This is a genomic window from Ensifer sp. D2-11 (assembly GCF_054161295.1).
This window is the reverse complement of sequence record NZ_CP096433.1, coordinates 154,086-168,130: the sequence shown is the minus strand read 5'-3', so window position 1 is coordinate 168,130 and position 14,045 is coordinate 154,086. Positions and strand designations below refer to the sequence as shown.

Below are 14,045 nucleotides of genomic sequence, written 5' to 3'. Positions count from 1 at the left end.
TTCGTTTCGGAGCTGTGAATTCACATGTGCCGCGTCTCGGCCGGTGCGTTCCACCAATTGTTGTGGAGCCCGTCCATATATTGGATCGGCAGGGCCGCAAACTCGGCCGGATCGACACCGTCGAGGCATGCGACATTGATGGAGACGAAGGCACCGCCGATCTCTTCGACATAGCCGTGGCCATAGGGCGTCACGCCGCACGCCGTGCAGAACCGGTGATGACCGCTCATCGTGCCGAACTGGTAGTCGCCGATGCCTGCCTCCTCGCACATGAGCCGGAAATCCTCCGGCTTCACGCTTGCGCCCCAATAACGCAGTTTCGAGCAGTATGAGCAATTGCAGCGGCTGGTTCCCGCTTCGAGATCGATATCGACCTCGAAGCGGATCCGTCCACAGTGGCAGCTACCCTTATGGGTCTTTTTCATCCTCGTTTCTCCCCGCTTGAATCTAGATTTTCGAGATCTGGATCACGTTCATGATTTAGGTCGGTCGACGTAAATCATGAACGTGATCCATTCTAATAAGTAAGAGCGGGATGCGGGCGGAAAACCGCACACACTTTTCCTCATTCCGCTCCAAGGCCCGTTGAGATTCGGGCAACCCGCAGCGGCTTGTTTGCACTCCTCATCCCTGTGACGAGCACACTAGGGCATTTACACATCTGATCCTCTCGCAGGACAATTGCCTTGGGGCGGATAAGCGGTTTTGACTTCACATGCCAAAACGATGCCACGGACAGAACGCAGAAGCGGAAGCGAGAGCCCGCCGCATATATTCTCCCCCCTTGTGGGGGAGATGGCCGGCAGGCCAGAGGGGGTCTGCTCTCCCGCTCGCCCATCAGGACTACACGACGCAGTCGTATGACCGCGTCTTCGGAATGCCGCAGGGTATCCTCGCGGCAAATCGTCTTCGGCAGCATGCAGGGTTTGGCGTTTAACCCCCTCTGGCCTGCCGGCCATCTCCCCCACAAGGGGGGAGACGACAAGCGGCTTGACCTTCACCTATCCGGCAGCAGACCGCATAACTGGAAGCCAGCCGGTTTCTCGCCATGGCAACGGCTCCCACCAGAGGAGCAGATATGTATATGCCCTAGTGACGAGCACCGGGGTGAGGAAGGAGCAGCAGCAACCGGTCCGTCAGCCGCCGCTCTCGATTTCCGCGAAGATCTTCTCCGCGGCCGCCTTCGATTTTCCGGGATACTTGATGCCCTTGACGGCTTCGAGGTTCGCCGGTTCTCCAACCACGATTGCGCCGATCATGCCCATGCCGACATGCGGGGCGCATTGATACATGTAGACGCCGGGCTTGCTCAGGGTCACGGTGATTTCCTCGTTGATCTTGCCCTTCCAGGTCTCCGCACCTTCCGGTGCGCCGCCCTTCATCAGCGCGGAGTTGTGCCCCTTGTCTTTTGCGACGAAGGTGACGGTGTCTCCGGGCTGGGCGCGGATGACGGCGGGCTCGAATGCCATCACGCGGCCGTCAGCGGCTTTGTTCAGCATTTCGACACGATATTCCTCGGCGTTTGCCTGGCCTGCAGAGGTCGCGCACAACATCGCCAAAAGCATCATCTTTGTCTTCAACGTACTTTCCTCTCCTTGGCGGGCGTCAACGCCCGCATGACGCCGATCACTCGGCTTTTCCGGCGACCGTCGAGACATAAAGCGCGACGGCCTCGATTTCTTCGTCCGTAAGGATCTCGTTGGCCGGCATCGGCCCGATGCCGTTGGTGACAGCCGTATTGACCCTTTCCGCGTCGGGTTTGAGTTCGTCGAGATTGGGTCCAACCTCCCCGACGGCCTCGGCATCCGCCAGCGTATGACAGAGCGCGCATTGCGGTTCCGACCGTTCGAGGAATATCTCTCTGCCGAGCGCAAGCTTGTCTTCTTCGGCGGATGCCATGCTCGGCGACAGGCCGATGGTTACACAGGTGAGCACGGCCGCGATCCGGCCGCTTGAAGCATGGGTCATGTTCTGATCCGAAACTGATAGGAGAAGATCGTGAAACAGGGTTCCGCAACATGCGGAACCCTTCGGTTGCGGTCAGGCAACGGTGAGCTTGACGGCGGGCGCACGCCAGCCGTTGTGGCCGTAGCCGGCTCCATTCATCTCGGTCTCCTCGGGCTGCACGTTGCCCTCGGTATCGGTCGCGCGGCTGACGAGCGTGTAGGTCCCCCGCGCCAGATCGGCCGACAGGGCAAAAACGCGCCAGGCGAAACGGCCGAGATCGGGCCCGATGAACTCGGCTTCCTGCCACGTCTGACCGCCGTCCACCGAGACCTCTACGCTCTTGCAGGCATTCATGCCGCCGAAGGCGACGCCGGCAATCTGCACCTGCCCCGCCTTTGCAGCCTCGTGCGGCGTGGTGATCCACGACTTGACGGGCTGTTCCCATACCGATGGCTGGTCGGGAGAGCCTTTTTCTCCGAGCGCGTGCACGCGATAGCTGGTCTTCTGGATCTTCGCGTCCGTCTCGGCCTCGGTCATGGCGACGGCCTTGACATATTTGATATTGTTGACGCCGGAATAGCCGGGGACGACCATGCGCAGCGGGCCCCCATGGGCAAGGGAAAGAGGCCTCCCGTTCATTTCCCATGCAAGAATCACATTGTCGAGGTTCGAGATCGGGACCGAGCGCTCGACCACCAGAAGCTTGGGGTCGAGCCCGGCCGGAAGCTCCTCACCGCCCGTTCCCGTGATGAACCGGGCGCCTTCGGCAGGCCCGCCCAGGGCATCGACAACCGCCTTGAGAGGTACGCCGCTCCAGATGACGCAACCCGCAGCGCCGACCGTCCAGGGCGTGCCGCTCATTTTCTGGTCACCCGTCAGCTGATCCTTGAAGTATTTGCGGCCATTGCCCGAACATTGCAGTACAGTCGCCGCCGTTACCAGACCCAGAGTCTTCAGTTCGGCGACAGTGAGCGTCCGGGGCTCCTTTACGCCTGATATCTCCACCTTCCATCCGTCGCGGTCGTCGAGGATCGATTCCGGAGGCGTGTTGACGTTGTTGCGGATGTAAAGTTTGTCTTCCGGCGTAATGATGCTGGTACCGAATTCGCTTCGCTTCGTCTCCAGCGTCTTGTCGCTGTGGACGATCAGCGCATCGGCGTCCTTCCAGGCGACGTAGTCGGGCAGGGGCTTCGTCTCCTTGGCCTCTGCGAGTCCGCCGGCTCCGGCAGCAACGACAGCTCCGGCGCTCCCGGTCAGAAAACTCCGCCGCTTCATGGTCAGCATCTCAGTCAAGTCGCGTCTCCTTTTCCCGGATGGCAGCATGCCGATCCGATCGTCCTCGAAATGACTGGAAGAGACGACTGACGCCCCAGAAAATTCCCTCGCGCCGATCATTTTTGTGAACCGGCAGCATCGCGCGTCCGATCCGGCGATGCGTCAGCCGATGCACGGCTGACGCATCGCGCCGAGGCTTGCGATTATTTTCTGCTTTCCCCGGCCATTCTCTTCGCTCGCCAGCTTCAGAGCGCCGGCGAGAAGGGCGAAGCGGGCTTCGTCCATCCCCCGGGCTACAAGCAGGAAGCTTGCGGCGTCGCCCGACCAGGAGGCATGAAGCAGGCCGTCGTCGCTTGACATGTCGAAACCGTGCTCAACGTCCGGGCGAGCGATCCGGAACAGGCTCAGCCGACAGCCGGAACTGCCGACGTAGCCTGTATGCAACGCGGCTTCGCCATTCACGGAGGTTTCGCGCGCAAAGACGGGCGTTAATCCGGCCGCGTTCATCTCCGGCACAAACACATCAGCGGGTGCGGAGGCCGGAAGCATTGGCGGCGTGAAAGAACCTCCGACCCAGGCCGCATGCTCCAGCAGGGCATCGCGAACCGCCGCGTCCCCCGGCAGCCCCGCCGGCACCCCCACCGGGGCCCTTGCCAGGCCGAACCAGGCCACCGCAAAGACCAGCAGGCTGGCACACGCACCCGCAGCAAACGACAGCATCCATCGGCTGGCCGGCCGCGGACGCGGCACCGTCACCACCACGATCTCCGGAGCCATTCCCGCAACTGCCGCCTTCATCTCGGACAGTTTGGCCGCGCGCCGCGCCACCGCCTCGTCGGAAGCAATCAGACGGGCGACGCGCGACGCCTCCTCCGGCTCGAGTTCGCCGTCGACATAGGCACTCAAAATATCGGGATTCAGGTCGTTTTCTGTCATTTTCGGCCTTCTCGATGCCGCGCGAGTTCGACGACATTGGCATCGCCGAGGTGAGACGCCAGCGCCCGCCTTGCACGGCTGACCCGGCTCATGACGGTACCCTTGGGCACGGCGATCATCATTGCCACCTCCTCGTAGCTGAAACCGGATATGTCGACCAGCGCGAGGATTTCGCGATGCTCGGTGCTGAGGCGGGTAAACGCCTGGCGGACCGAAAATGCATCGACCAGCACGGTTTCCGGGGCGACCGGCGCGGGCACCAGGTCCGTGACGAACTCCTGTTCCAGGTCGGAACGCCGGCGGCGCAGGCGCGACTGGTCGATCCAGATGTTCCGAAGGATCGCGAAAAGCCATGCACGAAATGCGGGCTCAGTCTCGGGCACGCTTCGCGCATCCAGGGCGCGGGCGATGCACTCCTGGAAAATATCCTGTGCTCCGTCGCGATCGCGCGAAAGCGCGACGGCATAAGCGAAAAGCCGCGCATAATGCGGTTCCAGTCTCCGTTCAACGCGCGAGCGCATGATACCCGACATGACACCCGATCAGGGCTGCACGCGTTCCCGCCTCGAAGCTTCCGGTTCGTTCCATTTTTCCTCCGCGGCGTAGAGACGAGCGAGCTGCCTCGCTTATTCCATGATGCGCTACGTCCGCTGGCGATTTCTCGGCGCGCTTGCCGGTCCCATCAGGTCAGCGCGATCAGATCCGCCCGCAGACGTTCCGCGCCGCCCTCCCCCAGACGTTCGTCGAGCGCTTCATGGGTTGCCTTCCAGATCGGCAGCGCCTCGGCGAGCAGCCGGCCGCCCTCCGTCGTCAGCCGCACGCGTTTCAGACGCCTGTCGCCAGGGTCGGCGAACGACTCGACAATGCCTCGTCGCTCCAGCGGCTTCAGCGCCGCCGTCAACGTGGTGCGATCCATGGCGAGCACGGCGGCCACCGCGCTCATGCTCGGCGGGTCCGGCCGGTTGAGCGACATCATCAGCGAGAACTGACCATTGGTAATCTCGAGCGGTCTCAGCGCCTCGTCGAACCGACGGGCGAGCGCCCGGGCGGCGCGCTGGACATGCAGGCACAGGCAGGTGTCCCTGACGAAGAGCGTGGTGGAAAAAGGTATCGGCAGCGGCTTTGACATAAAATAGTAATGTTGATATCAACATAATTAGTCAAGCGCCGGCATGAGGCGAGCGCAAAGGAAGCGTGGCAGGAACCTTCGGACGCTGAGCGGCGTTTCAGCGCCGCACCCGCCCGACGGGGATGGCTGTGCACGACCCCGGGAGGGAAATCAATGAAAGTAGAGCCGCAGGAAGAACACCGATGGCTGGAACAGCTGCTCGGCGAGTGGACGGTCACGTCCGAGGATTCGACGGGAAGCGGCGAGGACAGCCAGCCCTGGATCGAAAACGTCCGCTCGATGCACGGTCTCTGGGTCGTGTGCGAGGGAGAGGGCATCATGCCGGGGGGCAGCCCCGGCCAGACTTTGATGACGCTCGGCTACAATCCCGAGACCAAGCGTTATCTCGGGGCGTGGGTCGGCTCCATGATGACGCATATGTGGGTCTATGACGGCGTTATAGAGGACGACGGGAAGACGCTTGCCCTCAATTGTGAAGGCCCCGACTTCGAAAATCCCGGCAGGACCGCCCGATATCAGGATAGAATAACCCTCATCGACGCGAACCGCCGGACCCTTACGGCCCGCGTCCAGACCGAAAACGGCGACTGGAAAGAAATGATGAGCGCAGAATACCGCCGCCGCTAGAGCGGGATTAAGAAAAGTGCGTGCGGTTTTCCGCCCGCATTCCGCTTTAACTTATATTCGATCACGTTCACGATTTTAGGTCGACACACCGACATGAAGCGCGTGCGGACGGACCGGAAAGCAGCCTTCGATTGCGTTCGCGTTCCCCCACGCGACCGTCGTCGCCGACCGCAACGGCACATCCAGAAAAACCGGAGGACCGACAATGCATGGGAAATTCGTCTGGTACGAACTGATGACGACGGACATGAAGGCGGCGGAAGCCTTCTACAAGGACATCGTTGGCTGGAGCGCGCGTGACGCGGGAATGCCCGGCATGAACTACAAGCTCCTTTCCGCCGGAGACCACCAGGTAGCGGGTCTCATGACGATGCCGGAAGGTGCGCTCGACATGCAGATACCGCCGGCATGGCTCGGCTATATCGCCGTCGACGATGTCGACGAGTCCGCCGCCAAGCTTGCCGCCGAGGGCGGAACGGTCCATCGCGCGCCGGAGGACATTCCGAATATCGGCCGCTTCGCAATCGTGACCGACCCGCACGGCGCCGCCTTCGCCCTCTTCAGGGGCGACGGCGAACCGCCACCGGCAATGGAGCAAATGGCTGCCGGCAACATCGGCTGGCACGAACTGATGGCCGGCGACCTCGACACGGCCTTCAGCTTCTATTCGAAGCTGTTCGGCTGGACCAAGGACCAGGCGATGGATATGGGCGAGATGGGCGTCTACCAGATCTTCGCCCATAATGGTCAGCCGATCGGCGGGATGATGACCAGGCCGAGAGAGGTTCCCAATCCTTTCTGGCTCTATTACTTCAATGTCGAGGCGATCGACGCGGCAATCGATCGGGCGCAATCCGGCGGCGCGAAGCTGTTGATGGGTCCGATGGAAGTGCCCGGCGGAGCGTGGATCGCGCAGTTCACCGACCCTCAAGGGGCGCTCTTCGCGCTGGTCGCGCCGAAACGCTGAGGGTTGGCGCCTCTCAACGGGAACGCGGCGGACATCTCCGCCGCTGTCCTGCTTCGGCGATCATCCTCATGCCGGAGCCGGTATGGGTGAAGTCCGGCGCCTGCCCGCGTCCTGCCCCGGCGTGATGCGGGCATGGCGGGCGAGGAAATCGAGGACGGCGCGCACGCGCGCGGGAAGCGCGCCGCCCTGGCCGAGATAGACGGCGTGAACCTCCTCGAGATCGCCCGGATTGAGGTCTTCCAGAACCGGCACGAGGCGCCGGGCGCTGACGTCTTCCCTTACGGTGAACTCCGCAAGCCGTGCCAGCCCGGCGCCGGCAAGCGCCAATTGGCGCAACCCCTCGCCATCGCTCACCTGTACCGCTCCCGAGGCCGGCAGCACGACCGTTTCCCCATCCGTCCTCAACGGCCAGCCGTCGACGGCGCGCGCGTAGCAGAAGCCGAGCCGCTCATGCCCCTTGAGCTCCTCGAGCGACGAGGGCATTCCGTACCGTTCTATGTAGGACGGTGCCGCCACGATCATCATCCGCGTCGCCCCGAGCTTGCGCGCAATCAGCGTCGAGCTCTTCAGCGGTCCAGCGCGGATAGCCACATCGGCGCGCGCCTCCATCAGGTCCACGACGGCGTCGGTCATGACGATGTCGAGGCTGACGGCAGGAAAATGCGCCCGGAACTCGGGCACCAGCGGCATCAGGACGTGGGTGCCGAACGAGGCGTTGACGTTCAGCCGGACCCGGCCGACCGGGCTCTCGCCGGCCGATGCAGAGCGCTCCGCCTCGTCGATATCGGCGAGGATGCGCACCGTACGCTCGTAGAATGCATGTCCCTCCGGCGTCAGCTGAAGCTTGCGCGTCGAGCGGTTCACCAGCCTCACGCCGAGCCGCTCCTCAAGACGCAGCACGAGCTTGCTGACGGCCGAAGGCGTCATGCGGTGATGGCGGGCAGCAGCCGAAAATCCGCCCAGCTCCACCGCCTTCGCAAAGATCTCCATTTCGCCCGAGCGGTTGACCGAGGGTCTCGACATATGAATTCAGCTCACAGATAATATTCCCGGCGACAGTCTATATCCAAAGCGAGTACAGCTCCATCTTCATGTTACCGATTCATGAGCAAGAGTGGAGTTGCAGCTATGGAATATAGACGGCTTGGTTCCTCGGGACTGAAAGTACCGGTCCTCAGCTTCGGAGCGGGCACCTTCGGCGGCAAGGGGCCGCTCTTCGGCGCCTGGGGCAGCACGGATGCGGCCGAGGCGCGCCGCCTCGTCGACATCTGCCTCGAGGCGGGCGTCAATCTTTTCGACACCGCGGATGTCTATTCCGACGGCGCTTCGGAAGAGGTCCTTGGTGCCGCGATCAAGGGCCGGCGCGACGACGTCATTCTGTCGACGAAACTGTCGCTTCCTGTCGGCGAAGGACCGAACGCCGCCGGATCGTCGCGCTCGCGCCTGGTCAGCGGTGTGGAAAAGGCGCTGAAACGGCTCGGAACCGACCATATCGACCTGCTGCAACTGCACGCCTTTGATGCCGGAACGCCCGTCGAAGAGGTCCTGTCGACCCTCGACACGCTCGTGCGCTCGGGCAAGCTGCGCTATGTCGGCGTTTCCAACTTTTCCGGCTGGCAGCTGATGAAATCCCTCGCCGCCGCCGACCGCCAGGGATATCCGCGCTACGTCGCCAACCAGGTCTATTATTCGCTTGTCGGCCGCGATTACGAATGGGAACTGATGCCGCTCGGTCTCGATCAGGGCGTCGGCGCACTCGTCTGGAGCCCGCTCGGCTGGGGGCGGCTCACCGGCAAGATCCGCCGCGGCGAGCCCTGGCCCGAGGGCAGCCGCCTGCACGACACCGCCGCCTTCGGGCCGCCGGTCGACGAGGAAAAGCTCTACGACGTCGTCGAAGTCCTCGACGCCATCGCGCAGGAAACCGGCAAGACCGTTCCGCAGATCGCCATCAACTGGCTTCTCCAGCGCCCGACCGTTTCGAGTGTCATCATCGGTGCGCGCAATGAAGAGCAGCTCAGACAGAACCTCGGTGCCGCCGGCTGGTCGCTCACCCCCGAGGAGGTCGCCCGGCTCGACGCGGCGAGTGCGACGACCGCCCCCTACCCATACTTCCCCTATTACCGGCAGGAAGGCTTCGCGCGGATCAACCCGCCGGTCGTCTGAAGAAACGAGACGTGCACGCAAGCGACGAAGCCGGCAGTTCCATCGAAAACGGGGCTGCCGGCCGTCTGCCTAAAGCTTCGCCAGCGAAACACTCCAGATTTGTGATACATGGTCGAATCGGGATCGGCGGCTCAGCCGATGATGTTGCGCGAGCGGGGCGTCCGGCAGGGGTTGGAATGGCGAAGAAGCAGGCCGCAGGGCCGGAACAGATGAGCCGAATCGAGGGCGGCCCGGCCTTTGGCTATCGCGCCTTGCCGGGCGTCGCCGACGAAATGCTCGACGCGCGCGGCAACGTCCGGCCGGTATGGCAGCGGCTGCTTGCGACGCTCGGCCGCATGGACGAGACGGATCTTGCCAACCGCTTCGCACGCGCAGACCGGTATCTGCGCGATGCCGGGGTCTTCTATCGCGCCTACGGCAAGGAGAATTCCGAGCGCAGCTGGCCGCTTTCGCACATTCCCGTGCTGATCGACGAGGCGGAATGGGCCACGGTTTCCGCCGGCCTCGTCCAGCGGGCCGAACTGCTCGAGCGGGTGCTTGCCGACGTCTATGGCGAGAACCGGCTGGTCAAGGCCGGCCTGCTGCCCCCCGCCCTCATCGCTTCCAATCCGGAGTTCCTGCGCCCGATCGTCGGTCTCGAACCGGCGAACGGACATTTCCTGCACTTCTGCTCCTTCGAGATCGGACGAGGCCCCGACGGAAACTGGTGGGTGCTCTCCGACCGGACCGAAGCCCCCTCCGGCGCAGGCTTTGCGCTCGAGAACCGGGTGGCGACGACGCGGGCCTTTTCCGACCTCTATGCCGAAAGCCATGTCCATCGGCTGGCGGGATTCTTCGGTGCTTTCCGCGACACGCTGCAGGGGCACAAGCAACATGCGGACGACCGCATTGCCGTGCTCTCACCGGGCATCGCCAACGAGACCTATTTCGAGCATGCCTATATCGCCCGCTATCTCGGCTTCATGCTGCTCGAGGGCGAAGATCTGACCGTGGTCGACGGACGGGTCATGGTGCGCACGGTGGCCGGCCTGAAACCCGTCGGCGTGCTCTGGCGGCGCCTCGACGCATCCTTTGCCGATCCGCTGGAGCTCAACCAATCCTCGCATATCGGCACCCCGGGTATCGTCGAGGCGCTGAGGGCCGGCTCCGTCTCGATCGTCAATGCACTCGGCTCCGGTATTCTGGAAACGCGCGCCTTCCTGGCTTTCCTGCCGGCGATCTGCCGTCATCTGCTCGGCGAGGAGCAGAAGCTGCCGTCGATCGCCACCTGGTGGTGCGGACAGGAAGCCGAACGACGGCATGTCGCCGGCAATATCGAGCGCATGGTCATCGGCCCGGCCTATTCGACGCGGCCCTTCTTCGACGACGAAGGCCAATCGGTACTCGGCGCCTCCTTCCGCGAAAGCGCCGGGACCTCCATCGGCGAATGGCTCGCCGCGGACGGCGGCAAGCTGGTGGGCCAGGAGGTCGTTACGCTGTCGACGACGCCGGCCTGGGTGCATGGCCGGCTCACACCTCGACCGATGAGCCTCCGGGTGTTTGCCGCGCGCACGCGCGACGGTTGGCAGATCATGCCGGGCGGCTTCGCCCGCATCGGCTCCGGCGACGACGTGGCGGCGATAGCAATGCAGGCCGGCGGCACTGCCGCCGACGTCTGGATCGTCAGCGCCAAGCCCGTCGACCGCACGACCTTGCTGCCGGCGGAGGAGAGCTTCACCCGTAACCTGCCCGGCAGCCTGCCCAGCCGGGCAGCGGACAACCTCTTCTGGCTCGGCCGCTACATAGAAAGGGCGGAAGGCGCCCTTCGGGTTCTGCGCGCCTGGCACGGGCGTTTCGCTGAATCCGCCGATCCGAACATGCCGCTCCTGAAAGATGTGAGCGACTACCTCGCCGTGCTCGGCATCAGCACCGGGGAGCCGGTACCGGATAGCCTGCTTTCCAGTATCGACAGCGCCCTTTTCAGCGCCGGAAACATCCGCGACCGCTTCTCGCCGGACGGGTGGCTCGCGCTCAACGACCTCTCCAGAACGGCGCGGAAGTTCCACGCGACCGTTCAGGCGGGCGACGACGCCACGCACGCGATGACGATCCTCCTGCGAAAGCTCGCCGGCTTCGCGGGCCTGGTACACGAAAACATGTACCGCTTCACCGGATGGCGGTTCCTGTCGATCGGACGCTATCTCGAACGCGGCCTGCATATGACGGGACTGCTCGGCCACATGTCCGGACCGGAGGCTCCAGACGGCGCCTATGACATGCTGCTGGAGATCGGCGACAGCGTCATGACGCACCGCCGGCGCTACAACGTCAACACGGCGGCACCGACGGTCACCGACCTTCTGGCGCTCGATCCGCTCAATCCGCGCTCGGTCCTTTATCAGCTCAACGAGATCAAGAAAGAGGTCGAGCTCCTGCCGAACGCCTTCGTCAACGGGCAGATGTCACCCTTCTACCGGGAAACGATGCGGCTCCATTCCGGCCTTGCGATCATGACGCCGGAGCAGATGGACAGGGCCGTCTACAGGCGCCTGATGCAGGATCTCGAACACCTGTCCGAACTGCTGGCGCAGACCTATCTCGGCTGAAGGAGATGGTTGCCGTGCTCTACGACATCAGCCTGAAGATCACCTACGGTTACGAGGCTCCGGTAAGCGGCGGAAGACATCTCGTACGTGTGCTGCCGGTGTCCATTCCCGGACGGCAACGTCTTGTGGCCGGATCGGTGACCTGCCAGCCGGTGCCCTTCGAACGCCGGGAAGGCAGGGATTTCTTCGCCAACCCCACGACGTCCATCCTGTTCCGCTCCGTGCATGATCATCTCGTCATCCGGATGCAGGCGCGTGTCCAGGCTGAGGCGCCGGCGCTCACGGCCGACCTTTCGCCTCCGCTCGGCGGTCTTGCGCCCGAGCTTGCCGCCTGCTGGTCGGTCGACGCCGAATCCCCGCATCATTTCCTCGGTCCGAGCCCGCTCCTTCCCGCCGTCCCGAAGATCGCCGCCTATGCCCGCGCGATCGCCCGCAATACCATGACGGTCGAGCAGATCGGAGCCGCCGTCTGCGATCGCATCCACCGCGACTTTGCCTACGACTCCGAAGCGACCACCGTGAACACCACCCCCGCCGAGGCCTTCGATCTGAAGCGCGGCGTCTGCCAGGACTTCGCCCATGTGATGATCGTGGCGTTGCGCAGTCTCGGGATTCCCGCCGGCTATGTCAGCGGGTTCCTGAGAACCCTGCCGCCGCCGGGTCAGGAACGGCTGGAGGGCGCCGACGCGATGCATGCCTGGGTCCGCTTCTGGTGCGGCACCACGGGCGGCTGGATGGAGCTCGATCCAACCAACAATATTCCGGCCGGCGCCGACCACATCGTCGTCGGCCATGGCCGCGACTACGGCGATGTCGCGCCCGTGATCGGCGTGCTGAAAGGCTACGGCCGTCACACGACGGAACAGGCCGTCGACGTCGTCCCCGTCGGTTGATCCGAAACGGCACGTATGTCCCGCTTCTGCACGTGCGCACCGGGCGAAATTCCCATTAGAAGCCATGGGTTTTTCAGGAACTTCGCTAAAATTGAACCGATTTCCTGAACATGAGAGCAAGGTATCGCCGCTAATTGTCGCCCCGGGCTTGCAATGTATTTGCTGGGGTGTTCACAGATGCGAAGACGATCAACCATAGGCCGATCCTTCTTGGCGATGCTGCGGGATCGGGGCGGCAATTTCGGAATGATGACGGCGCTGATCGCGCCGCTGCTCCTGGCCGTCGGCGGAGTGTCCGTCGATGTCGCCAACATGCTGATGACCAAGAACCAACTTCAGGACGCAACCGACGCGGCAGCGCTCGCGGCGGCTTCCGCGCTCGTTTCCGATGCGAGACCGGACATCGAAGAAGCGAAGGCGATCGCACGCAAGTTCCTGAAGACCCAGACGGCAGTGGCCTCCGCGACGGATATGCCGGGCGAGGAACAGCAGGTTGCGAGCCGCCAGGCTGGAGGCGAGGGATCGGCCGCCGCCGCACCACAATGGGACGACGTCAACACGACGGAGATCAATATCGCCGAGACGGCGAACGGCGCCAAGGGGAAGACGTTCCAGGTTACCGTCGCCAACAAACACCGCCTCCAGTTCAATGCGATGACGCGTCTGCTCGGCCAGGAGTCGATCGAGATCGAAACGCAGTCGATCGCCGAGAGCGCAACGGAGAGCAAGAACGCCCTGTCCATGTATCTGGTGCTCGACCGGTCCGGTTCGATGGCGTGGAAGACCAACACGGTCAACACTGCAAAGGCGAAATGCCAAAACTACACGGAAGCGAACTGGAGCAAGTTTCCGGACCTGAAGGCGACCAGCCCTTGCTACGTCACCAAGGTCGACGCCTTGAAAGCGGCCGTTGGCGACCTCCTTGCGCAACTTGTGACGGCGGACCCGGAATCGATCTATGTTCGTACCGGCGCGGTTTCCTACAACTCCGCCCAGGACATGGCGAGCAGTCTCTCCTGGGGAACGAATGGTGCAGCCAGCTATGTCAACGCGCTGGTGGCCACGGGTGGGACTGCCTCCGGCAGCGCCTTCAAGACCGCCTACCAGAAGGTGACAGCCCTGACGGAAGACAGCGCGCACGGCGCCAAGAACGGACAGGTGCCGACGAAATACATCGTCTTCATGACCGACGGCGAAAACAACTACGCCAATGACGATACCGTAACCAAGCAATGGTGCGACACGGCCAAAGCGAGCAAGGTTCAGATATACAGCGTAGCTTTCATGGCGCCGGACCGCGGCCAGAAGCTGCTGAAATACTGCGCCTCGTCCTCCTCGCATTATTTCGAAGCAGACGAGGCATCCGATCTGGTCGCGGCCTTCAAGGCGATCGGCGAACGCGCCGCCGCACTGGCTTCCCGCCTGACGAAATGAACCGGGAGTCCGGCTGAAGTGCCGCCCGGTCTTGCCGGGCGGCCTAAAGCTCAACTGCTACCGGAAGTGGGCGCTGTCAAGCATCTGCT

14 protein-coding genes are annotated in these 14,045 nt (G+C 63.4%); 6 read left to right on the top strand and 8 right to left on the bottom strand.

Annotated elements, in window-relative coordinates:
* Positions 1-20: 20 nt before the first annotated feature.
* From M1D34_RS00765 to M1D34_RS00735, 7 genes are all read right to left on the bottom strand, one after another.
* Entirely contained in the window at positions 21-425 is a 405-nt protein-coding gene (locus M1D34_RS00765; protein ID WP_010970222.1) for a GFA family protein, read from the bottom strand.
* 711 nt (positions 426-1,136) lie between these two features.
* Positions 1,137-1,580, bottom strand: a complete 444-nt coding sequence (locus M1D34_RS00760; protein WP_010970223.1) for a pseudoazurin — start codon at positions 1,578-1,580, stop codon at positions 1,137-1,139.
* A 46-nt stretch (positions 1,581-1,626) separates the two neighbouring features.
* Positions 1,627-1,968 carry a SorU family sulfite dehydrogenase c-type cytochrome subunit gene (gene sorU, locus M1D34_RS00755; RefSeq protein ID WP_498780212.1) on the bottom strand — a complete coding sequence of 114 codons (342 nt, stop codon included), beginning with the start codon at positions 1,966-1,968 and terminating at the stop codon, positions 1,627-1,629.
* Between the two features lie 72 nt (positions 1,969-2,040).
* On the bottom strand, positions 2,041-3,240 hold the full coding sequence (gene sorT, locus M1D34_RS00750) for a SorT family sulfite dehydrogenase catalytic subunit (RefSeq protein WP_028009825.1): 1,200 nt from the start codon (positions 3,238-3,240) through the stop codon (positions 2,041-2,043).
* Between the two features lie 144 nt (positions 3,241-3,384).
* Positions 3,385-4,158, bottom strand: a complete 774-nt coding sequence (locus M1D34_RS00745; RefSeq protein WP_498780210.1) for an anti-sigma factor family protein — start codon at positions 4,156-4,158, stop codon at positions 3,385-3,387.
* A complete protein-coding gene (locus tag M1D34_RS00740; protein ID WP_027992149.1) occupies positions 4,155-4,691 on the bottom strand; it encodes an RNA polymerase sigma factor in 537 nt (178 codons plus the stop codon). Before M1D34_RS00740 ends, M1D34_RS00745 begins: the two co-directional genes overlap by 4 nt.
* Positions 4,692-4,840: 149 nt before the next feature.
* Positions 4,841-5,287: a MarR family winged helix-turn-helix transcriptional regulator gene (locus M1D34_RS00735; protein ID WP_003533927.1), complete on the bottom strand. Its 447-nt coding sequence runs from the start codon at positions 5,285-5,287 to the stop codon at positions 4,841-4,843.
* A gap of 153 nt (positions 5,288-5,440) precedes the next feature.
* Between M1D34_RS00735 and M1D34_RS00730 the strand changes: the two genes are divergently transcribed.
* Together M1D34_RS00730 and M1D34_RS00725 are read left to right on the top strand one after the other, a co-directional pair.
* On the top strand, positions 5,441-5,914 hold the full coding sequence (locus M1D34_RS00730; RefSeq protein WP_498780207.1) for a DUF1579 domain-containing protein: 474 nt from the start codon (positions 5,441-5,443) through the stop codon (positions 5,912-5,914).
* Positions 5,915-6,119: 205 nt separating this feature from the next.
* Positions 6,120-6,881, top strand: coding sequence for a VOC family protein (locus tag M1D34_RS00725; protein WP_498780205.1), 762 nt, complete (start codon positions 6,120-6,122; stop codon positions 6,879-6,881).
* Positions 6,882-6,947: 66 nt separating this feature from the next.
* On the opposite strand, the gene M1D34_RS00720 is transcribed toward M1D34_RS00725, so the two are convergent.
* The gene (locus M1D34_RS00720) at positions 6,948-7,904 is read right to left on the bottom strand and encodes a LysR family transcriptional regulator (protein WP_107608392.1); all 957 of its coding nucleotides are present in this window, start codon (positions 7,902-7,904) and stop codon (positions 6,948-6,950) included.
* Positions 7,905-8,009: 105 nt separating this feature from the next.
* Between M1D34_RS00720 and M1D34_RS00715 the strand changes: the two genes are divergently transcribed.
* From M1D34_RS00715 to M1D34_RS00700, 4 genes are all read left to right on the top strand, one after another.
* Positions 8,010-9,044 carry an aldo/keto reductase gene (locus M1D34_RS00715; RefSeq protein ID WP_498780202.1) on the top strand — a complete coding sequence of 345 codons (1,035 nt, stop codon included), beginning with the start codon at positions 8,010-8,012 and terminating at the stop codon, positions 9,042-9,044.
* Between the two features lie 176 nt (positions 9,045-9,220).
* Positions 9,221-11,629 (top strand): circularly permuted type 2 ATP-grasp protein, encoded by a 2,409-nt coding sequence (locus M1D34_RS00710; RefSeq protein ID WP_153315169.1) that lies wholly within the window; start codon positions 9,221-9,223, stop codon positions 11,627-11,629.
* Positions 11,630-11,634: 5 nt separating this feature from the next.
* A complete protein-coding gene (locus tag M1D34_RS00705; RefSeq protein ID WP_033049082.1) occupies positions 11,635-12,522 on the top strand; it encodes a transglutaminase family protein in 888 nt (295 codons plus the stop codon).
* Positions 12,523-12,699: 177 nt separating this feature from the next.
* The gene (locus M1D34_RS00700; RefSeq protein ID WP_050543924.1) at positions 12,700-13,956 is read left to right on the top strand and encodes a vWA domain-containing protein; all 1,257 of its coding nucleotides are present in this window, start codon (positions 12,700-12,702) and stop codon (positions 13,954-13,956) included.
* Positions 13,957-14,045 lie beyond the last annotated feature (89 nt).

Excerpts from the sequence above, each read along its gene's own strand:
- M1D34_RS00715 (WP_498780202.1), top strand. The coding sequence starts at position 8,010 with ATGGAATATAGACGGCTTGGTTCCTCGGGACTGAAAGTACCGGTCCTC.
- M1D34_RS00720 (WP_107608392.1), bottom strand. The coding sequence starts at position 7,904 with ATGTCGAGACCCTCGGTCAACCGCTCGGGCGAAATGGAGATCTTTGCG.
- M1D34_RS00765 (WP_010970222.1), bottom strand. The coding sequence starts at position 425 with ATGAAAAAGACCCATAAGGGTAGCTGCCACTGTGGACGGATCCGCTTC.
- M1D34_RS00735 (WP_003533927.1), bottom strand. The coding sequence starts at position 5,287 with ATGTCAAAGCCGCTGCCGATACCTTTTTCCACCACGCTCTTCGTCAGG.
- M1D34_RS00730 (WP_498780207.1), top strand. The coding sequence starts at position 5,441 with ATGAAAGTAGAGCCGCAGGAAGAACACCGATGGCTGGAACAGCTGCTC.
- M1D34_RS00705 (WP_033049082.1), top strand. The coding sequence starts at position 11,635 with ATGGTTGCCGTGCTCTACGACATCAGCCTGAAGATCACCTACGGTTAC.
- M1D34_RS00745 (WP_498780210.1), bottom strand. The coding sequence starts at position 4,158 with ATGACAGAAAACGACCTGAATCCCGATATTTTGAGTGCCTATGTCGAC.
- M1D34_RS00740 (WP_027992149.1), bottom strand. The coding sequence starts at position 4,691 with ATGTCGGGTATCATGCGCTCGCGCGTTGAACGGAGACTGGAACCGCAT.
- M1D34_RS00710 (WP_153315169.1), top strand. The coding sequence starts at position 9,221 with ATGGCGAAGAAGCAGGCCGCAGGGCCGGAACAGATGAGCCGAATCGAG.
- M1D34_RS00725 (WP_498780205.1), top strand. The coding sequence starts at position 6,120 with ATGCATGGGAAATTCGTCTGGTACGAACTGATGACGACGGACATGAAG.
- M1D34_RS00700 (WP_050543924.1), top strand. The coding sequence starts at position 12,700 with ATGCGAAGACGATCAACCATAGGCCGATCCTTCTTGGCGATGCTGCGG.
- sorU (WP_498780212.1), bottom strand. The coding sequence starts at position 1,968 with ATGACCCATGCTTCAAGCGGCCGGATCGCGGCCGTGCTCACCTGTGTA.